Source organism: Streptomyces sp. NPDC001153 (assembly GCF_053598315.1).
Genome location: NZ_JBSFJZ010000003.1, coordinates 257,825 through 279,743, shown reverse-complemented (window position 1 = coordinate 279,743; position 21,919 = coordinate 257,825). Strand labels below are relative to the sequence as shown.

General features: G+C 74.3%; 17 protein-coding genes and 1 pseudogene. 8 read left to right on the top strand and 10 right to left on the bottom strand.

Translation table 11 applies throughout. The features are described from left to right. The first annotated feature begins 91 nt into the window (after positions 1-91). The gene (locus ACWDEN_RS04945) at positions 92-325 is read left to right on the top strand and encodes a hypothetical protein (protein ID WP_228618240.1); all 234 of its coding nucleotides are present in this window, start codon (positions 92-94) and stop codon (positions 323-325) included. 13 nt (positions 326-338) lie between these two features. On the opposite strand, the gene ACWDEN_RS04940 is transcribed toward ACWDEN_RS04945, so the two are convergent. Then, positions 339-503 (bottom strand): hypothetical protein, encoded by a 165-nt coding sequence (locus ACWDEN_RS04940; RefSeq protein ID WP_450857249.1) that lies wholly within the window; start codon positions 501-503, stop codon positions 339-341. Between the two features lie 296 nt (positions 504-799). Here ACWDEN_RS04940 and ACWDEN_RS04935 point away from each other — a divergent pair, with 296 nt between their 5' ends. After that, complete coding sequence (locus ACWDEN_RS04935) at positions 800-1,033, top strand: hypothetical protein (protein ID WP_450857247.1); 234 nt, start codon at positions 800-802, stop codon at positions 1,031-1,033. A gap of 119 nt (positions 1,034-1,152) precedes the next feature. Here ACWDEN_RS04935 and ACWDEN_RS04930 read toward each other — a convergent pair whose 3' ends face one another. The 5 genes from ACWDEN_RS04930 to ACWDEN_RS04910 form a co-directional block, all read right to left on the bottom strand. After that, positions 1,153-3,891 carry a SpoIIE family protein phosphatase gene (locus tag ACWDEN_RS04930; RefSeq protein WP_450857245.1) on the bottom strand — a complete coding sequence of 913 codons (2,739 nt, stop codon included), beginning with the start codon at positions 3,889-3,891 and terminating at the stop codon, positions 1,153-1,155. A gap of 83 nt (positions 3,892-3,974) precedes the next feature. Then, entirely contained in the window at positions 3,975-6,485 is a 2,511-nt protein-coding gene (locus ACWDEN_RS04925) for a SpoIIE family protein phosphatase (protein WP_450857243.1), read from the bottom strand. Between the two features lie 365 nt (positions 6,486-6,850). Then, entirely contained in the window at positions 6,851-7,189 is a 339-nt protein-coding gene (locus ACWDEN_RS04920; RefSeq protein ID WP_450857241.1) for a hypothetical protein, read from the bottom strand. 29 nt (positions 7,190-7,218) lie between these two features. Then, positions 7,219-7,503: a DUF1232 domain-containing protein gene (locus tag ACWDEN_RS04915; RefSeq protein ID WP_450857239.1), complete on the bottom strand. Its 285-nt coding sequence runs from the start codon at positions 7,501-7,503 to the stop codon at positions 7,219-7,221. Between the two features lie 30 nt (positions 7,504-7,533). Next, positions 7,534-8,769 carry a hypothetical protein gene (locus tag ACWDEN_RS04910; protein WP_450857237.1) on the bottom strand — a complete coding sequence of 412 codons (1,236 nt, stop codon included), beginning with the start codon at positions 8,767-8,769 and terminating at the stop codon, positions 7,534-7,536. Between the two features lie 352 nt (positions 8,770-9,121). Here ACWDEN_RS04910 and ACWDEN_RS04905 point away from each other — a divergent pair, with 352 nt between their 5' ends. Together ACWDEN_RS04905 and ACWDEN_RS04900 are read left to right on the top strand one after the other, a co-directional pair. After that, the gene (locus ACWDEN_RS04905; protein ID WP_450857320.1) at positions 9,122-9,514 is read left to right on the top strand and encodes a PadR family transcriptional regulator; all 393 of its coding nucleotides are present in this window, start codon (positions 9,122-9,124) and stop codon (positions 9,512-9,514) included. Further along, positions 9,511-10,512 (top strand): hypothetical protein, encoded by a 1,002-nt coding sequence (locus ACWDEN_RS04900; protein ID WP_450857235.1) that lies wholly within the window; start codon positions 9,511-9,513, stop codon positions 10,510-10,512. Before ACWDEN_RS04905 ends, ACWDEN_RS04900 begins: the two co-directional genes overlap by 4 nt. Before the next feature lie 234 nt (positions 10,513-10,746). Here the strand turns inward: ACWDEN_RS04900 and ACWDEN_RS04895 are convergent, their stop codons facing one another. Beyond that, complete coding sequence (locus tag ACWDEN_RS04895) at positions 10,747-12,111, bottom strand: FAD-dependent oxidoreductase (protein ID WP_450857233.1); 1,365 nt, start codon at positions 12,109-12,111, stop codon at positions 10,747-10,749. A 213-nt stretch (positions 12,112-12,324) separates the two neighbouring features. On the opposite strand from ACWDEN_RS04895, the gene ACWDEN_RS04890 reads away from it, so the two are divergent. Further along, positions 12,325-13,488: an NAD-dependent epimerase/dehydratase family protein gene (locus tag ACWDEN_RS04890; RefSeq protein WP_450857231.1), complete on the top strand. Its 1,164-nt coding sequence runs from the start codon at positions 12,325-12,327 to the stop codon at positions 13,486-13,488. Here ACWDEN_RS04890 and ACWDEN_RS04885 read toward each other — a convergent pair. Further along, positions 13,440-15,020 carry a C40 family peptidase gene (locus tag ACWDEN_RS04885; RefSeq protein ID WP_450857229.1) on the bottom strand — a complete coding sequence of 527 codons (1,581 nt, stop codon included), beginning with the start codon at positions 15,018-15,020 and terminating at the stop codon, positions 13,440-13,442. The two genes, ACWDEN_RS04890 and ACWDEN_RS04885, sit on opposite strands and share 49 nt — an antisense overlap. Positions 15,021-15,388: 368 nt before the next feature. Here ACWDEN_RS04885 and ACWDEN_RS04880 point away from each other — a divergent pair, with 368 nt between their 5' ends. Next, entirely contained in the window at positions 15,389-17,344 is a 1,956-nt protein-coding gene (locus ACWDEN_RS04880) for a DUF1996 domain-containing protein (RefSeq protein WP_450857318.1), read from the top strand. A gap of 38 nt (positions 17,345-17,382) precedes the next feature. Here ACWDEN_RS04880 and ACWDEN_RS04875 read toward each other — a convergent pair. Both ACWDEN_RS04875 and ACWDEN_RS04870 read right to left on the bottom strand, forming a co-directional pair. Next, a pseudogene (locus ACWDEN_RS04875) lies at positions 17,383-17,960 on the bottom strand (lipoprotein). Between the two features lie 86 nt (positions 17,961-18,046). Further along, entirely contained in the window at positions 18,047-18,991 is a 945-nt protein-coding gene (locus ACWDEN_RS04870; protein WP_450857227.1) for a GNAT family N-acetyltransferase, read from the bottom strand. Between the two features lie 102 nt (positions 18,992-19,093). Between ACWDEN_RS04870 and ACWDEN_RS04865 the strand changes: the two genes are divergently transcribed. Together ACWDEN_RS04865 and ACWDEN_RS04860 are read left to right on the top strand one after the other, a co-directional pair. Continuing rightward, complete coding sequence (locus ACWDEN_RS04865; RefSeq protein WP_351622010.1) at positions 19,094-19,552, top strand: flavodoxin family protein; 459 nt, start codon at positions 19,094-19,096, stop codon at positions 19,550-19,552. Positions 19,553-19,758: 206 nt separating this feature from the next. Then, positions 19,759-21,915, top strand: a complete 2,157-nt coding sequence (locus ACWDEN_RS04860) for an acetoacetate decarboxylase family protein (protein WP_450857225.1) — start codon at positions 19,759-19,761, stop codon at positions 21,913-21,915. Positions 21,916-21,919: the final 4 nt, after the last annotated feature.

Genomic DNA, 21,919 nt, shown 5'->3' with positions numbered 1-21,919 from the left:
CGATCGGGTCGGTGTGTCCGCAGGTCGTACGGGTACCCGGAAGTCTCCGAAAGGGTAACGACGCAGGGTCGACAGAAGGAGGAGACCCCGTATGACCAGCTCCAGTGAGACAGGTGGCATCACCGGTACCCGCGACAAGAACTACGACCTCATCTGGTACGTCGAAGCGTGCCTGGACAACGCCCTGCGCCTGGAGACGTACATCCAGGACGCCGAACGCGACAACGACCGCGAGCTCATGGACCTGTTCCACAAGGCTCAGTCCGACAGCCGCAAGGGCGCCGAGATGGGCAAGCAGCTGCTGCGCGATCGGCTGAGCGCCTGATCGACTCCTCCGCTCAGGCGAACCGGGAACTCGGGACGGGCCCGGCGGAGCGTACGCACGCCCGGTCGCCGCGCAGCCAGGTGCCCTGGACGGCACCGGCGAACGCGGCGAACCGAGCGTCGTCGTCCGCCGGGCCCGCGCCGTCCCCCGGATCGGCGGCCGGGCCCGCGGCGGTCACCTCGGCGGCGATCTCCGCCGCTGGGCGGTCGTCGGCCGGGCCCAGCAGCTCGCGTGCGCCTGCAGCACCTGTCCGGGCGCGCGTTCGAAGAGCTGTCCGACGATCTCCGGGCCGCCGTCGCGCGCCGCCAGGCCGTCCAGGTCGTAGGCGACGACGACCGTGTTCGTCCGGCCGGGGCCGTGAACGGCTCGGCGGGCAGGTCCAGCACCTCGGTAGCTTCCAGCAGGGTGCGCAGTCGCAGCAGCCCGCGCAGACAGCCGCCGGGGGTTTCCTGCAGCCACGCATAGCGGCCGTGCATGTCCGCGTCGAAGCCGTACGGCGACACGGTGCCGAGGACCGTGCCGACGATCACGTACTGCCAGCCGCGCAGATCGGTCAGGTCCAGCGAGGACACCCGCTCGGCGTCGGCCGCCCGCTCCAGCTCCCGCAGCGCGAGCGGTGATCCGTCGCTGCGCCGCAGCGCCTCGCGGAGCGCGGGGACCGCCAGGCAGGACACGCCGCGTTCGACGCAGGCATGCCCGAAGTCGTAGAGGACCTAGGGGCGTTCGGGGTCGGCGGTGAGGGCCGGGCGCGTCCCCGGAATCCAGGCACTCCCAGGCCTTGAGGAGCTCGGGGGACTTCGGGCGGCGATTTCTGCGCCCGCACAGCTCTACGGCAGGGGCTGCTCCGCCCAGATGATCTTGCCGTCGGGGGCGTACCGGGTGCCCCAGCGCTCGGCGAGCTGCGCGACGAGGAACAGACCCCGGCCGCCCTCGTCGGTGGTCGCCGCGTACCGCAGATGCGGCGAGGTCGTGCTGCGGTCGGACACCTCGCAGATCAGTGTGCGGTCGCGCAGCAGCCGTACCCCGATCGGGCCGCGTCCGTAGCGGATGGCGTTGGTGACCAGCTCGCTCAGGATCAGCTCCGTCGTGAAGTCCAGCTCTGCCAGGTCCCAGTCGGTGAGCTTCCGGGTCACCGCGGACCGCACCTCGGAGACCGCCGCCGGGTCGGACGGCACCTGCCACTCGGCGACCCGGTCGGGGCCCAGCACCCGGGTCCGGGCCACGATCAGCGCCACGTCGTCGTCCGGCCGGGCCGGCAGCCGGTCCAGCACCGCGCGGCAGGTCTCCTCCGGCGAGCCGCCCGGCGTGCTGTGCAGGGCGCCGCTCAGCAGGGCGAGACCCGTGTCGATGTCCCGTTCCCGGTCCTCCACCAGACCGTCGGTGTACAGCACCAGCCGGCTGCCCTCCGTCAGGTCCAGTTCGGCCGCCTCGAACGGCAGCCCGCCCAGACCCAGTGGCGGCCCGGCCGGCACCTCCGGGAACTCCACCCGGCCGTCGGGGTCCACCAGGGCGGGCGGCGGATGACCGGCCCGGGCCACGCTGCAGCGCCGCGACACCGGGTCGTACACCGCGTACAGACAGGTCGCCCCGGCGATCGACGCGGAGCCGTCCGCGGCGGTCTCGTCCTGGTCGATCCGGCCCACCAACTCGTCCAGCAGACTGAGGAGTTCGTCGGGCGGCAGATCCAGCGCGGAGAAGTTGTGCACCGCCGTGCGCAGCCGGCCCATGGTGGCCGCCGCGTGCAGCCCGTGCCCCACCACGTCCCCCACCACCAGCGCCACCCGGGCACCGGACAGCGGCAGCACGTCGAACCAGTCGCCGCCCACCCCGGACTGCGCCGGCAGATAGCGGTAGGCGATCTCCAGCGCGCCCTGCTCCGGCAGCGAACGCGGCAGCAGACTGCGCTGGAGCGTGACCGCCATGCTGTGCTCGCGCGTGTACCGGCGGGCGTTGTCGATGGACACCGCGGCCCGCGCGACCAACTCCTCGGCGAGCGCCAGCTCCTCGGAGTCGAACGGCTGCGGCTTCTCCGAACGCCAGAAGTTCGCCACGCCCAGCACCAGGCTGCCCGCCCTGAGCGGCACGGTGATCAGCGAGTGGATGCCGAACGCCAGGACCTGGCCGGTGCGCTCGGGGTTCTGCGCCCGCCAGCCGGGCGCCTCGCGCAGGACGGGCTCCAGGACCGACTGCCCGGTGGTGAGGCTGCGCGCCTGCGGCGAGGTGGCCACGAACCGGATCCGTTCGTCGACCGGATACAGCGGGGAGTCCTTGCGGATGCCGGCGCAGGCGGCGCGCCGCAGCGCCGTGCCCGGCTTCGGCTCCTCGCCGTGCAGGACCGCGTCGAACAGGTCCACGGTCGCGAAGTCCGCGAACCGGGGCACCGCCAGCTCGGCCAGTTCCCCGGCGGTACGGCTCACGTCCAGGCTGGTGCCGATGCCCACCCCGGCGTCGTACAGCATGTTCAGCCGCTCGCGCGCCACCTCCGCCCGGCCGGACAGGGCGCGCAGCTCGGTGGAGTCGCGCAGCGTGGTGACACTGCCGGCCGGGCCGCCGCGGACGTCGGTGGGGCGCTGGTTGATGGCCAGCAGCCGGTCCTTGACCAGGTGCACCTCGTCCGTGGCCACCCGGCCCGAAGCCAGCAGCGCCGCCGTCTCGTCGTCGAGGCCCAGCTCCAGCACGCTGAGCCGCTCGGCGTCCTCGGGCAGGTCCAGCAGCCGGTGCGCCTCGTCGTTGGCGAGCAGCAGCCGGCCGCCGGCGCCGACGATCAGCACGCCCTCCCGGACCGCGTGCAGCACCGCGTCGTGGTGCTCGTACATCCTGGTCATCTCGTACGGGCCCAGGCCGTGGGTCTGGCGCCGCAGCCGTCTGCTGACCAGGGCCGTTCCCGCGGTGGCCAGCGCGAGCGCCGCCGCTGCCGCCGCGAGCAGCAGGGGCAGCTGCTGGTTGGCGGCCCCGCCCACGTGCGCGGTGGTGATCCCGGCCGACACCAGACCCACCACCTTGCCGGAGGCGTCCTTCACCGGCACCACCACCTGCACCAGTGGTCCTATGGTGCCGTTCACGTGCTCGACGACCGTGCCGCCGGCCACCGCCGGGGCGATGGTGCCGACGAACTTCTTGCCGATGCGGTCGGGTTTGGGATGCGTGTAGCGGATGCCGTCGGTGTTCATCACGACGACGAAGTCCACGCCGGTCGCCTTGCGCGTGGCCTCGGCCTTCGGCTGGAGGAGGGCCGTCGGGTGCGCGGAGCGCAGCGCGGCCGCCGTGCCCGGCGCGTTCGCGAACGACTGGGCGACGGAGAGGGAGCGGTTCTGTGCCTCCAGGTCGGTGTCGCGCCGCACCTGGAGCACCTGCGCCACCACCGCCGCGACGATCAGCAGCAGCACGATCACCACTTGGAGCACGAACACCTGTCCGGCGACGCTGCGCCCGGTCACCGCCGACCGCAGCGCCCCGGGCGCGCCGCCGTTCCCGCCCGGGCCCTGCGGCCGCGCGCTCTCCGAGGCGCGCGGGGACTCGGAAGGACGGGGCGGCCGAGTCGCGTTCCGGCCGGACAGTCGCACCATGTGCCCATGTCTACACTGCCCGGCCCCGTCCGGCGAGACTGTCACCCGAGGCGACCGCAGCCGATCGGAGTGGTGCGATTCGCTCACCGGTGGCGTACGGGGGTCGAACGGCGGGCGGCGAGCAGCAGCGCCACGTCGTCGGGGCGGTCCGTGGCGTGCCGGGCGGTGGCCGTGAGCCGGTCGGCGACCCCGGCCAGCGACCGTCCGCCCCGGCGCCCGGCGGCGGCTCCGGCCCTGGCGAGCGCCAGCCGCAGCGCCTCGATGCCGTCGTCGATGTCCGCGCCCGGCCGCTCCACCAGCCCGTCCGTGTACAGGGCGAAGATCGCGTCCGGCTCCAGCAGCAGCTCGGCCACCGGGTACCGGGCCCGCGGATCCACCCCGAGGACGACACCGCCGGGGACGTCCAGCAGCCGGGTCCGGCCCTCGGGCGAGCGCAGCAGCGGCGGCGGATGTCCCGCCCGGGCGATCCGGGCACGGCCGGTGGCGGGGTCCAGCCGCAGATAGCAGCAGCTGGCGAACTGACCGGGGTCGAGGTCGATCAGCAGGCGGTTGGTGCCGCTCAGCACCTCGTCCGGCGGACGGTCGCCCAGCGCGAACGCGCGCACCGCACTGCGCAGCTGCCCCATGGTGGCCGCCGCCTGCACCCCGTGCCCCTGCACATCACCGATCACCAGCGCGAGTCCGTCTCCCGCCTCGACCACGTCGTACCAGTCACCGCCCACGTCCATGCCCTGCGTGCCCGGCAGATACCTGCCCGCCGTCTCCACCCGTGGATGCGTCGACAGCCGGCGGGGCAGCAGGGCCTGCTGCAGCCCGCGGGCGAGGGCCGCCTCGCTGTCGTAGCGCTGTGCCCGTTCCATGGCGTGCGCGATCAGCCCGGCGAGCGCGGTGAGGACCGTGCGCTCCTCGGTGCTGAAGCTGCGGGTGCAGTCGAAACCGAGGATGCACGAGCCGACCGGCCGGCCGGAGGCGATCAGCGGCAGGAAGGCCCGCGCGCCCTCCGGCGCGTCCAGCGGGATGCCCGGGTAGGCGGCCGCCAGCTGCTGCATCGACTCGAAGAACAGCGGCCGGCCCGTGGTCAGGCACTCCACGCCCGGCAGCCGCGCGTCGAGGCCGATCCCCTCGAACGGATCCAGGAACCCCTGCGGGAAGCCGCTCTCCCAGGCGAGAAAGAAGTGCCGTTCCTGGAGCAGATAGATGGCGAGGCACCCGCCGCCGAACGCGGGCAGCAGCTCCCGCACGACCACCGCCGACACCTGCCGGGCGGTCACGGCGTCCGTCAGCGCGATGGCCAGGGTGATCGGCCGGTACAACGGCGCCATCGAGCCGCCGATCGTCACCGGGTCCTCCGGGACCTGCGCCTCGACGGCAGGCCCGACCGGTGGGTCCATGCGGCTGGCCGGGACGAGCGTGCAGCTCAGCAGGTCCTCGCCGCAGTGCACCGACACGGCGAGCCACTCGCCCGCACCGGGCTCGCCCCGTCTCCCGGCCGGGCGGCGCACATGGAAGTGCACGGGCCCCGGGGACAGCAGCGCACCGCGCAGATGGTCGTCGTACGGCGCACCGGCCAGCCACGGCATCGCCTCCCACAGGGGGCGCCCGAGCAGCCACTCCCGGCCCTGGCCGACGAGCCGGGCCGCGGCCTCGTTGACGTACACGACCATCCCCAGCCGGTCCAGGCAGAACACGCCCTGCGGCAGCAGGTCGGCCGCGCCGTCCGCGGAGGCGGCGGGCCCCGGAGCGACCACCACGCCGACGATCTGCTCCGCGGCCCCGCTCTCCGCCACGGGCCACAGGTCCAGCAGCCGCTGCGTGCCGTCCCGCGCCCGCAGCCACAGGGGTGCGGCGGGCGGTTTCCCGGCCGCGGTGGCGCGCAGCGCGGCCAGGACCAGGTGCGTGTCGTCCGGGGCCAGCGTGTCCGCGAGCGCCGTGTCCGTCCACTCGAAGTCCTTGAGGGGCAGGCCGAGAAGGGAGTGCAGCCGGTCGTCCGCGTACACCGCGCGGGTCACAGGATCCCAGCGGAACCGCGCCACGACGGGCCGCGCGGGACGGCTCGCGGGCGGCCGTACGCACAGCGGCTCACCGTCCCAGACCACCGCGCGAGGGTCGCCGTCGGCGAGGCCGAGCAGCTCGGCGCCCAGGCCTTCGGCGAGCCTGTCGAGCAGGTCCCGGTCCAGCAGCTCGTCCGCGGTGTCCGCCGTCGCCTGGCGCAGCACCATGAGCACGCCCAGCGGCTCGCTGCCGCCCGGCACCGGCACGTGCACCGACCCGAACGGGAAGGGCAGGCTCGCCGCGAACTGCGGATACCGGCGCACCGTCTCGGCGGCGTTCGCCAGCATCACGGGTACGCCGAGGCGGTAGGCGTCGGCGACGGGGAAGGGCCCGTCGACGTGGAGTCGCCACCAGGGCCGGAACAGCGGGCCGGGCAGTCCCGCGAGCGCCGCGAGGCGCAGCAGGCCCGGGGTGCCGGAACGCAGATACACGGCCGCCACCCGGCCGCCGGACGCACCGAGCGCGCCGGTCGAGGTCTCGGCCAGCAGCGCGGCAAGCCGGGTCCGCGTACGGACCGGCTGCTCGCCACCGCTCCCAGTCATCGCCCCTACCTCGTCCCGTGCGCCTTCGGGTGGATGACACAGCAAGAATGCGCCAGAAGGACCGTGCGACGCACCTGGGAGGGGCGGGGAAACAGGGAGTGTGCCGGGCGAGGCGGGGAGGGCGGTGTTCCGGTGCGTCATGCCGGGGCCGTGTACGGGCCCCGCTGACCGGGCCGCCCCGGGGCAGAGACAGCGCCTGCGCAGCGATCCGGGCCGCCGCCGAGCCCCGGTGGGACGACGTCACCCCGGCCGCGGGCATCGCCCGACAGCACGAGGACGCCGGCCCGCTCGGCCGACCGGTCGTGCCGGTCCCGGACGGCCCGCGGGGCCCGGCTCCGGGCTCCCGGTGTCCAGCGGACGCAGCTTCAGATGACCGTCCACCCGGGCGGCCGCCCTGGTCGGCGTCCGGCGGCCCGGACGCGGTCCGCGGCGTACTCGGCGCAGGCGAGGTCCTCCTCGGCCCGGCCGCCGACCCCGGTGACGACGAAGGTCACCGTCCCGGGCCGGGCGCGGCGCAGCACCTCGGCGGTCGCACCGGCCACCACGAAGCCCGCGCACGGCAGCAGCCCGGCGTCCGCCACGGCCGGCGCCCCGGCGGGGGTCCTCTGCACGACCGTACGGCCCCGCACGTCCGGCGAACGCAGCCGCCGCGCGGGCGAGTTGGCCCACCGGAACGCCCACGCGGCCACCGTGAACGCCCGCATCACTCCATGATCAGGCCTGCACCGGCCGTTCAGGACCCGTCCGGGCCGGGCGGCAGCGGCCGGGCGGCGCGCAGGCCGCGCAGCGCGAGCGGCAGGACGGCGATGTCGTCCAGGTAGACGGGGTCGGGCAGCAGGTCGGTGGGCAGCAGCAGATAGCCGACCGTGCCCCAGAACACCCAGCGCGGTCCCGTCGGGAGTCCGGCCCGCCGCAGCGCGCGCCGGGCGCGCACCAGCCGTAGCAGCACACCGAGGGCGACGGCGAGCAGCACCGCCGCGAGGACGGCGCCGGTCACCACCAGGGCGGTGGAGTCCATCCGGCCTGCCTCCGGGGTCCGACGGGACGGCTACGACGACCGGTCCGTGCCGTCGGCGGCCCCCGCGCCGCCGTTCTCCGCCGCGGGCCCGGCCGCCGGCGATGCGTCCGGTGCGCCGTCCGCCGGGCCCGCCGACGGCTTCTGCGCGGCGGGGGCCGACTGGCGCTGGCCCTTGGCGGTGATCCTCAGCCGGTCGAAGGTCCGGGTCAGCTGCTGCAGCGCACCCGGCGTCCGGGACGCGGGCCGCTGTGGCGGAAGGCTGGGCGCCGGGACGTCACGGTAGGCGGCGAGCGCCTCCAGAGCCTGCTCGGCGGCCTCCTTGTACAGGTCACGGGACTTGGTCATCGCCTCCAGCGCCTCCGCGTACCGGGCGACCAGCTGCCGTTCACGCTCCAGCTCCTCCTGGAGCGTCAACAGGGTCCAGTGCTCCCGCAGGTCGGTCAGCGCCTCCTCGACCTCCCGCGGCAGCGGCCGGGGCAGGGCGACGAAGTGCCGCAGGGCCGCGAAGAGTTCGGCGGGCTCGGAACCGTCCAGGAAGACGCTGCGCACGGTGTGCTCACGGCTGTCGTAGCCTCCCGGAGCCGGATCCGGGGGCAGCAGCACCGCGCCGCCGCGCGGCACCTCGACGCCGAGGGCCTTGAGCGCCCAGTTCACGGCACGGAACTGGTGCGGCGCGGCCCGGTGCTCCACCACCCGGTGCCGGAGGCCCGGCGGCAGCAGCCGCGTCAGCGGCAGCCTGCCCTGCTCGTCCGGGGTCATCGCCTCGTGCACGACGACATTGAGGCACCACGCCTCGCGCGCCGCTTCGCGCAGCCTGCGCCGCATCTCCTTGTCGTCCGCGGGCAGCGCGTTGACCTGCCGGAGGCGCAGCCCGGTCACGGTGGCGTGGTGGTCCCAGGAGCCGTCCTCGCCCGCCGCGCCCTCGGGCCAGAAGAGCGTCGCCGGGGAGGGCCATGCCTCGTCCCACGGGCGCTCCGCCTCCGCGACGAGCCGCCACTCCTGCCCCGGCCGCCGGTCCTCCTGCCTCACGAGGGTGAGCCGGGCCCGCACCGTCACCGTGCCGGCGACCCGCCAGCGCGCCTCGAACACGCGCCGGGCCGCGTCCTCGGGCACGGGGGGTTCGGCGAAGTCGTCGATGTCGCCGCTCTCCTTGTGCCGGCGCAGAGTGCGCCGGACGACCTCCTCGGGGGCGGGACCGGTGTGACGGCCACGGGCCGCCCAGAGGGTCTGCGGGACGGTGGCGCGGTCGGCGCTGGAGTTCGACATGAGCCAATCTGCTGATGGGGGCGGGTGCGCCTCCCAGTATCACCGCTCGGCGGGGCACCACGGCGTCAGGGGCCGGGTGGCGGCGTGGTGGCGGGGGCTGCACGCCCCCGCGCACGGGACGCGCGCCGTACACCCGGGGCGCTTGGGGCACGCCTCGGGCGGCCGTCGTTCACACGTGGTCGCGCCCCCCTGCGGTCCCCACAATGGTCCGGCGAACGGGGCCCGCCCGCCCATCCGCTCAGGGGCGGACCCCGTTCTTCGAGCGAGCGGACGCGGTTCTCGCACCGAGTCGGCGGCCCTGCTCGATATATATCGGCAGCCGATATATCATGGCGGCATGACAGCGAAGAGCATGACCCGGGCGGCGTTCTTCGTCCTCACCGCGCTCGCCGACCGGCCCCGGCATGGCTACGGCATCCTGCGGGAGGTGGCGGATCTGTCCGAGGGAGGGGTGCAGCTGCGGGTCGGCACGTTGTACGGCGTGCTGGACCGGCTCACCGCGGACGGCCTGATCGTGCTGGACCGCGAAGAGGTCCAGCAGGGCCGGCTGCGGCGCTACTACCGGCTCACCGACGACGGAGTGGCCGCCCTGGACGCGGAGGCCGAGCGGATGGCCGCCGGTGCCGGAGCGGCCAAGCGGCGCATCGCCGAGGGCCGCCGGGCCGGCGCCCCCGCCCGCCCCGCCGCCGGCCCGGCCGGGCTCGAACCCCCCACCGCACCCGGACTCGCGGGAGGCTTCGCATGACCACGCTGCTGGAGACCCGCTACCGCACCGTCCTGCGCCTGCTCCCCGCCTACTACCGGCGGGAACGGGAGGAGGAGATGGTCGAGACGTACCTGGAGGACCTCGACCGCGACACCCAGGACCAGAGCCGGCCCACGCTCGGCGAGGTGACGAGCATCGCCGCCCTGGCGGTGCGCAGCCGCCTCGGCGCCGCCGGGGCACCCCGGCGCTATGTCCTGCTCGGCTCGGGCACACGGCTCTTCGCGCTGGCCGCCGTGCTGCTCCTGGCGGCCTCCGCGGTCGTCGAGCCTGTGCTGCGGCTGACCTGGTTCTTCACTCGCGGCGGCGCCGAACGGCGGCTGTTCCTCGCGGACTTCACCGACCACGGGCTCCTCGCCGGGACGGTCGCCGTCGCCCAGTGGATCCTGCCGCTCGGCTGGACCGTCGCCTACTTCGCCCTCCTGCACGACCGCCGTCGCCTCGCCCGGATCGGCGCCCTGGTGGCCGCGGTGCCCAGCCTGTGGCCGCTGGTCCGCTCGCTGACGGGGGAGACGGTCGTCACGGAGCCGGCGTTCGTCGTGACGCTGGCCCTGCTCGCCTGGCTGCCCGCCGTCGCGCTGTGCGCCGCCCATCACCGTGACGCACCCCCGGCCCGGCTGCCCGCCGGCACCCCCGGTCTGGTCTTCATGGCGGCGTGCGTGGTGACGGGCGCGTCCCTGGTCCTCCTGCCCACCGCCGACGATCTGGTGTGGGGGCCCGCCAACTGCTTCCTCGTCGGCGCCCTGGCCCGCCTGCTGTGGAGCGCCCGCCGTGGGGCGAGCCTCGCTCCCGGCGACGCCCTCGCCCTCGCCGCGCTCGGTGCGCTCCTGCTGGCCGCGCGCGTCGCGGCCGTCCACCCGTGGCTCCGGGTGCCCGGGGCCGGCGTGTACACCGGCGGCGGTCTCGCCCAGACCGCCGCGCTCGCCCTGCTGACGGTGCTCCTCGCGGTGGCCGGCCGCCGCGAACTGGCGGCACGCTGAGCCGCGTCGGGGTCGTCCAGCGCCCGTAGGCGGGTGCCGTCCCACGGGGACACCGGCTGCGAAGGGCCCGCGTGGGCGGGGGACGGGGAGCCCGTCACCGGCACGCCCGGGCGGAACCGGTGGCCGTGGACGTGGCCGGGTCCGGGTCCGGGGCCACCGCACTCCTGCGCGGTACGGCGAGAGGCCGGCGCATCGGCGCGCCGGCCCCTCGCCGAGCCTTGCGGAGTCCCGGACCTACGCCCCGCTCTCCCGCAGCATGTCCTCGCGCTCGACGATCTTCTCGCGCTCACGGCCCTGCGGTTCGCCCAGGGCGCGCTCGGCGGCGTCCAGCTTGTACCAGCCCTCCCAGGTGGTGAACCGGACCTCGCGCTCGGTGAGGAAGGCGTCCACCGCCTCCGGGTCGGGCGAGGCCGGGGTGTGCAGCCGGCCGCCCGCGTAGTCGTCCAGCAGGTTGGCGACGGTCTCGTTGGCGTCGCCCTTGGTGTGGCCGATCAGACCGATGGGGCCGCGCCGGATCCAGCCGGTGACGTAGGTGGACTGGAGGTGGGCGCCGCCCTCCTCGACGACCCGGCCGCCCTCGTCCGGGACGGTGCCCGAGTCGATGTCCCAGGGGAGCTTGGGCAGCTTCTCGGAGAGGTAGCCGACCGCGCGGTAGACCGCGGTGACGTCCCAGTCCTTGAACTCGCCGGTGCCCTTGACGTTTCCGGTGCCGTCGAGGGCGGTGCGCTCGGTGCGCAGGCCGACGACCCTGCCGTCCTCGCCGAGGATCTCCGCCGGGGACTCGAAGAAGTGCAGGAACAGCTTGTGCGGCCGGTCGCCGGTGTCGCGGATCGCCCAGTTCTCCAGGGTCTTGGCGACCATGTCGGCCTGCTTGTTGCCGCGCCGGGTCGCGATGGAGCCCTCGTCGTAGTCGATGTCCTCGGGGTCGACGATGACCTCGATGTTCGGCGAGTGGTCCAGCTCGCGCAGCTCCATCGGGCTGAACTTGGCCTGGGCGGGGCCGCGCCGGCCGAAGACGTGGATCTCCACGGCCTTGTTGGCCTTCAGGCCGTCGTAGACGTTCGGCGGTATCTCGGTCGGTAGCAGCTCGTCCGCGGTCTTCGCGAGGATGCGGGCCACGTCCAGGGCCACGTTGCCCACGCCGAGGACGGCGACCTTCCCGGCCTCGAGCGGCCAGGTGCGCGGCACGTCGGGGTGGCCGTCGTACCAGGAGACGAAGTCGGCGGCGCCGTAGGAGCCGTCCAGGTCGATGCCCGGGATCGACAGCTCGCGGTCGGCCATCGCACCCGTGGAGAAGATCACCGCGTCGTAGAAGGCGCGCAGGTCGTCCAGGCTGATGTCGGTGGGGTAGTCGACGTTGCCGAACAGCCGGATCTGCGGCTTGTCGAGGACCTGGTGCAGGGCGGTGACGATGCCCTTGATGCGCGGGTGGTCGGGGGCGACGCCGTACCGGATCAGGCCGAACGGGGCGGGCATCCGCTCGAAGAGGTCGATGGAGACGCCGGGGTCGGCGGCCACCTCGGACTTGAGCAGGGCGTCGGCGGCGTAGATCCCGGCGGGGCCGGCTCCGACGATGGCTACCCGCAGGGGGCGCGGCATGATCAGGTTCCCTTCGCGTCTGAATGGGCGACTTGATCAGGAAGCCTAAACTAAGGCAGACCTAAGTTGGTACAGGGGTCCCGTCTATGACCCCATAAGTGGATCTTATGACTTGCCCAGCCTTGCCTTATGGTCCGGGGTGTTCCCCTTGGGCGGCCGGTGCCCGAGCCTGGCCCAGGGACTGAAGGAATCGGCCGGGAAGGCGGGGCGGGCATGGGCGGACGCGCAGGGGCGACCGTGGCGGTGACGGGCGGCAGCGGCTTCGTCGGCAGTCATCTGGTACGACGCCTGCTCCAGCGGGGCTACCGGGTCCACGCCACCGTACGCGACAGGGCCGACGCGGCGAAGGTCCGGCCGCTGTGGGAGATGCAGGAGACGTTTCCCGGTCGACTGGAGCTCTACGAGGCCGACTTGCTCACAGACGGCACCTTCGACGCGGCCTTCCGTGACTGCGCGGTCGTCTTCCACGTGGCCTCGCCGTTCCTGATGCCGGAACAGATCGAGGACGGCCGACGGGACGTCGTGGACCCGGCGCTGCTGGGCACCCGCAACGTCCTGGCGGCGATCGAGCGGGCCCCCGAGGTGCGGACGCTCGTGTTCACGTCCACCGTGGGAGCGATCTTCGGCGACTACGCCGACGTGCTCGCCATGGACGGCCAGGTCCTCTCCGAGCGGTACTTCAACACCACCAGCACCGCCGAGAACAACCCCTACCACTACGCCAAGACGCTGGCGGAGCGTGCCGCGTGGGAGGCCGGGGCGGCGCAGGACCGCTGGCGCATGGTGTCGGTCAACCCCGGGCTGGTCCTGGGGCCTTCGGTCACGCCCGCGTCCGACTCCGGCAGCCTCTTCCTGCTGGACGAGCTGTTCCAGGGCTCCTTCTGGTACGGCGCACCGGACTTCAGCTTCACCACGGCGGACGTCCGCGACGTGGCCGACGCGCACATCGCCGCCGCCGAGAACCCGGCCGCGCACGGGCGGTACATCGTGGCCGCCGAGACCATGACGTCGTTCCACGAGATGGCCCGCATCGTCCTCGCCCGCCACCCCCGCGACCTCCGGCTCCCGCGCACCAGGCTCCCGCACTGGCCGGTCCGCGTCCTGGGCCCCGCCTTCGGCCTCACCCAGGACTACATCCGCAGGCACCTCGGCATCCGTTTCCGCGTGGACAACAGCCGCAGCATCCACGAACTGGGCCTGACCTACCGCCCGTTGGAGGAGACCCTGCTCGACCACTACGAGAGCCGGCGCGCACACCGGCGCCGCGGCCGACCCGGCCACGGTCGTCCCGGCCACGGTCGTCCCGCTCGTCCCGGTCCGCAGGCCGCTCAGGCGGGCCGCACGATCCGGTGGATCGCCGACTCCCCGGCGCCGTAGACCGACTCCTCGCGTATCGACGCTCCCGGGCCCGGCGCGTGCACCATCATGCCGCCGCCGACATGGAGGCCCACGTGCCGGTCGTCGTCGAAGAAGAGGACCAGGTCGCCGGGCTCGATCCCGGCGAGGGTGACCGGCGCACCGGCGAGCGCCTGCTGGTACGCGGCCCGCGGCAACTGGACCCCGGCGGCCTTCCAGGCGGCCTGGGTGAGGCTGGAGCAGTCGTACGAGTCCGGCCCGGTCGCACCCCACACACACGGCTTGCCGATCTGCGCCCGCGCGAACGCGATGGCCTTGGCGGCCCGCACGGCCCGGGGCGACTCGGGGACGGCGGTGAGGGACGCGGTGTCGGTCACCGACGTCAGGGTGGTGGGCGAGGCGCCCCAGGCCGGCATCGCGGTGGCCGTCGCACCGGGTGACGCCTCGTACGGCTGCTGCCACTGGGCGGTCGCGGGGTCCGGGGAGGGGGGCTGCGCGGGTGGCGCCGGCGGTATGGCCGTAACCGATTCCGGCAGCATGGCCGCAACCGGCGCCGACGGTGCGGCCACGACGGTCTCCGGCGGTGCCACCGTCATGGGCGCGGCTTGAGCGGCCGCGGCGGCCGTGGTGAGGCGGGCGGTGTACCGGGTGATCAGATCGCTCGCCGCGGCCAGCTTGCGCTGGTTGTTCGCCTTGGACGCGGCGGGGGAGGGGCGGCTCGGAGCGGTGGGGCCGGGCAGTGCCCACGGGTCCTGAACCGGGGCGCCCTGGGCGGCGGACAGCGAGGTCACCGGGAGGACGGCGGTCTCGACGGGACCGGGGCCCGCTGGTGGCACCGTACCGAGACCGGCCGGTTGCACCGGCCCCAGGCCGGCCGGCTCCACCGGTCCGAGACCGGCCGGCCCCACCGGATCGAGGCCGGCCGGTATTCCGCCCGTATCCGGACCCGTCAGGGCTGCCGCGCCGGGTAGTGCCAGGCTGCTCCCCGCGCTCGCGCCGGCCGCACCTGTTCCGTCGAGGGCCGTCAACTCTGCTCCGCCGCCGGTCAGTTCGGGACGGCGTGGCGCGGGGAGTGCGGCGCGTCCGCTTTCGCGCGCCGCGAGGGCGAGACTCTCCGGATCCGTCGACCGGCCGGCCGCCAGCTCGGCCACCGTGCGCTCGATGGCGCGCTCCAGGGCGGGCCGTCGAGTGGACGGGCCCATGCCCAGGGCGCCCGGCGCGTCGCCCGGAAGGCCGCCACCCATCCGCTCCCAGGCGCGGCCCGGGGCCGCCGCAGGGCGGTCGGGCAGGCGGTCGGCGGGCAGCACCGCGGGGACGGTCGGGCCGAGCTTGGCGCGTGCCCCGTCGAACCACTGCCGGGTGATCGCGTCGAGCGCGGGATCCGATCGCCGCCCCGGGCGTTTGGCCAGCGGGACGCCCCGTGAGCGCGTCACCGAGGCCACGGCCCGGGTCACGTTGTAGTTCCCGGTCGCGTTCTCGGCCTGGTCGTATAGGGAGTCGACCCGCTGCCGAACCTCGTCCTGGGCCACCTCGTCGCGGCTCTCCGGCGCCATGGAAGACACGCTCCTTCCTTGCCTCACGGGGCGGTTGGGCCGTTGCGTCCGGCCGGTCGAGGGCCGGGCGGCCTCGCGTCAACCTAGCCAACGTGTGTACCTCGTGTGAAGGTTGAGGCGCGAAATGTCCGATACGTATTTGTGATGTTCGTGGTGACGTTCGAAGGGGAAGGGGCGAGTGCCGCGTTTTCCTGTGAGGTCCCGGTGAATCCGCGATTCCGTTGAACACATCCGTGCCGCCCTCCGTATGAGGCCGGGGAGCTCCATGCCCGACCGGCGCACACACCACACTGGGGACGACCTTGGCACGCAACAGGCGCAGACGCCCGACCCGCACACGACGCGCGACCTTCGCGGCGATCGCCCTGATGCTGGGCGGAGGCGGCCTTGTCGCGGCCAACGTCTACGCCTCGGCGACGGAGAGCTGGGGCGACGGATCCGGCACGAACGGAACCGGACACGTGCTGTCCGCGCGCATGACGACCATCGACTGCCCCGATGTCGGCAGCCGGCTGACCGCCGTGCCGGACGCGGCCCGTCCCGCGGTGGACCGCGAACTCGCCCTGCTGGACCGGCAGACGGCCGAGGCGTACCGGCAGCTCCAGCAGTCGGGGCAGGCCGGCGGGCAGAACTCCGGCCCGGTCGACGGCACCATCATGAACCCGCTGAAGGACCAGCGGGCCGCGGCGATCGGCCGGATCACCGACGCCATCGACCGGGCGGGGGAGCGCCCGCAAGGCCTGGACGACCTGGCCGCCTGCACCCTGCGCCCCGGCAGCGACGGCGCGGGCGACGGCAGCCAGTCCACCGCCCCCCAGCCCACCGCCGCCCCGACCTCGGCCGCCCAGCCGGGCGGCGCCGGGCAGGGCGGTAACGGACCCGTCGTCTCCGACTACGCGGACATCACCTCCGCACCACCCGCCGCGTCGAATCCGCCGCAGCAGGCCGACGCCTCGCGCGGAAGCTTCACCTCCGACTGCGGTGTCAACGCGAACGGCCTGTTCAACTCCGACAACGTCATCGTCGCCCCCGGTGTCTCCAACGGCGCCCACCACTTCCACGACTACGTCGGCAACCAGGGCAACAACGCCTTCGCGAGCGACGACGACCTGGCGAACGCCGGCACGAGCTGCGTGGACAAGGGCGACAAGTCCTCGTACTACTGGCCGGTGCTGCGCCTGCAGAACGGCACCCAGGAGCGGGACGCCGGATCCCCGGGCGGCGGCACGGAGGGCAACGCGGGCCGGATCGTCACGCCCCAGCAGGTCACCCTGACCTTCACCGGCAACCCGCTCGGCAAGGTCACCGCCATGCCCCGCCTGCTGCGCATCATCACCGGCGACGCCAAGGCCTTTGTCAACGGGCCAGGCAACGCCAACGCCTCCTGGAGCTGCACCGGTTACGAGAACCGGCAGCTGAAGGACAAGTACCCGCTGTGCCCGCCGGGCAGCGACGTGGTGCGCAGCTTCCGGTTCCAGAGCTGCTGGGACGGCCGCAACATCGACAGCGCCAACCACCGCACCCACGTGGCCTTCACCGCCCCCGAGGGCTCCTGCCCGGCCGGCTTCCGCCCCATTCCGCAGCTGGTGGAGCGGATCGTCTACGACGTCAAGGCGCCGAGCCTCCAGGACGGCGGCCGCACGGTTCCGCTCTTCGCGGTCGACTCCTTCCCCGAGCAACTGCACAAGCCCGTCACCGACCACGGCGACTTCATCAACGTCTTCGACGAGAACCTGATGAGCCAGATGGTCGACTGCATCAACTCCGGCCGCACCTGCGGCCCCGGCGGCGACAACCCGGGTACGACGGCGTCGCCCACGCCGGGTTCCGGCTCCGGTACGACGGCCGCCCCGGGCTCCGGTACGACGGACCAGCCCGGCGCCACCGCCGGCGCCACCTCCGCTCCGGCGCCCTCGGCCACACCGCCCGGCGCGCAACCGAGGACCGACGCGACGATCACACCGGACCGCCACACGACCACCCCGGACAACGGCACGGCCAAGCAGCACCGCCGCACCAGGCGCAACCACACCGCCAAGCAGGACGGTTCCACCGAACCGGCGCCGTCCACGGCCACGTCCGCCCCCGGGCTCACATCCTCGCCCACCCCGTCCGGGGCGGCCCAGCCCGAACCCAGCCGGTCCACGTCCGCCCAGGCCAGCCCCGCCGGGTCCGTCCCGCCCGCCACCGCACGGCCCCAACCGCAGGGCACGAAGGCCGCGCTCGCGGAGACCGGGACCCACCTGTGGCCCGCGGCGCTCGGCATGCTGCTCGCCATGTCGGGCCTGGTCATGCTGCTTCGCGCCCGGCGCCTGCGCTACTGACGGCGTCCGGCCGACGGCAACCGGCCGGGCGGCGGTGCTCAGGTCAACTCGAGTGTCCGCTTGGCGAGTTCGTACGCGGGCCGCATCGCCTCGTGCTCCTCGGTGTCCATCCCGCCGAGGTGCAGAGGTACTCCACCTCGACGCCGGTCAGGCCGCCGCTGGTTGTGAAGGAGTGGTACTTCTGCTTGCTGACGTCGTCCTCCGCGGCGACGAACTCCCGCAGCACGCTGCCCGCGTCGGCCTTCTGTGCCGTGCCGGTCCACACGCGCAGAAAGCCGATGTGGCCCGCCGGCTTGGCGTCGATCTCGCAGGCAGCGGTGACCGACCCCTGGCGCAGGAACGCGTCGGGGAGCGACCCGCGCACGTCGCCGGCGGAGCCCTTCGGCGCCTTCGACGGCTCCGCTTCGGCGTCGATCGCCTTGGCCTTCCAGTTCTTGGCGATGTCGAAACGGACGGGCAGTTCGCAGGCCGAACCGGCCGCGCCGACCGGACCACCGCTCGCCGCCGCCGTTTCCCCGGCCCCTTCGCTGCCGGCGGCCGGGGACGCGCTCGAGGCGTTCCTGCCGTCACTCTCCACCGACTTCGCGCACCCGCCGAGCAGCGTCGCGAGCGCCATCGCCGCGACCACCGCGCCCCGCAACTGTGACCGAGGGCACCGACAGCGCCGAGCGCGTTGTCCCGCGGGGACGGCCCGGACCCCGGTCAGCCGGAGTCGAGCGGCTTGCCGTAGACCGTGGTGCTGTGCCGGACCGTCATCCCCAGGCGCTCGTACAGCGAGAGCGCGCCGGTGCCGGAGTGCGTCCACAGGGTGCAGGCCGGCCTGCCGCGGCGGTGGAAGGTGCGGAACGCCTCGCACAACAGCGCGCGGGCGATGCCCCGGTCGCGGTGGTCGCGCCGTACCGCGACCCGCTCGACGTATCCCTCGTCGTGGCCCGGAACCTCCAGCGACAGCACGGCTCCGACCAGTTCGCCGCCGGCGAAGGCGAGTGGTGACGCCGCCGGCAGGAAGGTGGCGCGCTCGACGGTGTGCCGCGCCCACTCCGCGTAGCTCTTCCGCCGCGGCTGCCACTCGTCGAACGCGTCCTCCGTGAGCTGGTACGCGGCCCTTTCGTCGCCGTGCCGGAACGGTCGTACGGTGACGCCCGCCGGCGGATCGGGCACCTCGGGTTCGCCCGGCAGCGCGATCTCCAGCAGCCACTCCGTGACCAGCCGGGAGTACCCGCCGGCCCGCAGGAGCGCGGTCGCGGCGCCGTCGGCGTCGGGGACCGTCTGGGCGAGCCGGTCGCTGCCCGCTCGCCGGGCCCTGGTCTCGGTCCAGGCGAGCAGCGCGCCGCCGAGGCCCCGGCCCCGGTGACCGGGGTGCACATGCACCCTGGCCCGCCGCCCCTTCACCCAGCCATAGCCGGCCGGTGCCCCCGTGCCGTCGTGGACGAGCAGCGTGTCGTCCTCCGGCCGCAGACCGGGCAGGGTGAGCTCGGCGGTGATCCGGTCGGCGCCGGTCACGGCACGGCCGTGCAGCACGCGTTCGCATGCGGTGACCAGACCGTGGACCGCCTCCACATCGGCGGTGGTCGCCGGCCGCCACCGGTAACCGGCCGGCAGGCGCTCCGGGCGGAGGCCGGCCTCTGGTGCACCCGCGCTCGTCACGGCAGCCCCTCCGTCCTCTTCGTGCCCAGCCTCTACCCCGCCGCGCCGCCCGCCACGCCCGCCGTTTGCGAGGCGCCGCGGGGGCACGGCAGGGTGCGGGGTGTGCCTACCTTGCTGATCGTCCATCACACCCCGTCGCCCACCTGCCAAGCGCTGTTCGAGGCCGTCGTCTCCGGCGCCACGGCACCGGAGATCGAGGGCGTCCGCGTCGTCCGCCGGGCCGCACTGTCCGCGACCGCCTCCGACGTCCTGGAGGCCGACGGCTATCTGCTCGGTACACCGGCGAACCTCGGGTACATGTCCGGCGCGCTGAAGCATTTCTTCGACCAGATCTACTACCCCTGCCTGGACGAGACCCGGGGGCGGCCGTTCGGCTACTACGTCCACGGCGGCAACGACGTCACCGGCGCCGTCCGTGCCATCGAGGCCGTCACCACCGGCCTCGGCTGGCGCCGCGCGGCCGACGCGGTGACGGTCACCGGCGCGCCCGGCAAGGCCGACACGGAGGCGTGCTGGGAACTCGGGGCCACGGTCGCGGCGGGGCTGATGCCCGGGGCGTGAGGCGCCGAGTGAGCACGGGAGCCCCGCGGGCGGCCACCGCAGCGATCTTCGTACGGTCACGCGCGGTCACCGGCGTGGGTTCCGCTGCCTGGACGGATGAAGGTGCGGGCGTGGTGTCCCTGGCCGACGATGGGACCGGGATCGCGCCCCTCCGGTGCGGCTGAACCTTGTCATGTGTCGTACGTCGTAGAGCGAGGGAGCGTCGGATGCGAGCGGACGGCCACGCACCCGGACGGCCCGCGCCGGACGGCCGGGACGCCGGAGAACTGCTGCGCCGGTGCGCACGGGACGTGGTGGACGTCGCCGAGGGCATCCGTGCGGTGTCCGCGCGCACCGGCACCGCGCTGTGCGCGCCGCCCCTGACCGCCTCCGCGCGCCGCCGTCCCCGTACCGGCCTCGCCGCCCGGTGGGCGCTGCTGCGGGCCCTGACGCACACACAGGGGCTCGGCGGCCCGGCGATCACCGCGCCGAAGGGCATGGGCCAGGTGCTCGGCGCCGCCGGTGCGGTACTGGGCCGGGAGAGCCTGGCCGCGCTGGTCGCCGTCACCTCGCTGCGCCTGAGGATCGCCGCCGTGCTGGTCGACCACCCCGAGTTCGAACGCGACCCGGGCATGCGCCGGCTGCTGGAGGCCGTCACCGCCGACCGCGACCTGGAGGCCGTACGGGCGCTGCGCGCGCTGTTCCGGGACCGGGGTGCCCAGCGGGCCCTGTCCGGGCTGGCGCCGCTGATGGCCGAACTGGTCGCCATCCGGGCCCTGCTGGACGAGGACCCCAAGCACGACGAGACCGGCTGGGCGCTCGCGGCGGGGCGCGAGGTGCCCGCCGGTCCGCCGCACGATCCGCTGAAGGACACGGACCAGGGGCAGGGCGCGGCCGAGGCCGTCGACCTCACGGACCAGGAGAAGCAGTTCATCGCCACGGAGGGTTCGTTCCTCGGGTTTCTGCGCAACATCGAGGTGCTGTCCACCGACGGGCGGATCCTCGTGCAGAACGTGCGCGGTCCCGACGGTGTCGTCCGCTATGTCGTCCAGGTGCCCGGCATGGCGCCGGGCCGGCCGCGCAGCGACGCCCCGCAGGACTTCGTCGGCGCCTGGCGCAACCTGATCATGACCGACTCGCCCTACACCCGCTCGATCCTGCGCGCCCTGGCGGACTACGGCATCCCGCGCGGCGCCGACCTCGCGCTGATCGGCCACGGCGAGGGCGGGCTCGCGCTGATGAACCTCGCCCAGGACGAGGAGTTCTGCCGCACCTACCGGGTCACGCACGTCGTCGCCGTCGGCTCGCCGGTCGACGACAAGAAGCCCGCCGACCCGCGCACCTGGGTCGCCGCCATCACCAACCAGCACGACATCGTGGCCGTCCTGGACGGCCGGGACGCGGGCTCCGCGTTCGACCCGCACCCGCACTGGTACGCGGTCGACTACACCGGGCCCACCCACGAGTTCCCGCTGTGCCACATGCTCCGCGAGTACATCGAGCACCTGCGCACGGTCATTCCCGAAGCCCGCGAGGACGTCGACGCGGCGCTCACGCCGTACCGCGGGCCGATCGTGCGCACCCAGGCCTACCAGCTCAAGGACCGCGCCCACCCGCCCGAGGGCTACCCGTTCCTCACCCTGCCGACCACCTCGATCCCGACGACGGCCGGCCCCGTCGACGTGCCGGTGCGCTACTACGACTCCTCCGCCGTCCACCTCTGCTTCCCCGTCTCCGCCGACGCGGCGCGCCGCCTGCTGCCCGGCGTCACCCCGCCGACGCCGAGCCGGCTGGGCCGACGGGCCCTCGCCGTGCTGTCGCTCCACGAGCACCGCTGCTCCACGATCGGCCCGTACACCGAGATCGCCCTGTCGGTCCTGGTCGACGACCTGTGGCGGCCCCGCCCGTACGACATCGGCGCGGACCTGCTGCGCCGGGCCGACCTGCGCCGCACCGGCCGTTACGTGCTCTCCCTCGCCGTCACCAGCGACGAGGCCCGCGTGGTCGCCCGGGAGATCTGGGGCCAGCCCGCGATGCGGACCACCGCCGAGGCCGACCTGATGGGCCGGAAGATCGCCGTACGGTCGGGGGACCTCGGGCTCACCGTCGAGGGCCGGCTCGGACCGGGCATCCGCTGCCCGGAGGCCGACTGGCCCCTCTACGGCCGCCGGGCCGAGAGCACCGTACGCACCCTGGTCCGGGCCCACGGCAGGCTGCGGCTGCACCCCGGCACCGGCGTGCGGCTGCGGCTGGACACCGCGGCCGCCGAACCCCTCGCCGGGCAGCTGCGCCGGCTCGGCCTCGACCGGGCCCGGCCCCTGTTCGTCCTGGCCTGCCCCCAGTTCATGCTCCATCGCAGCGCCGGCACCGTCCTGCCGCGCTGAATCC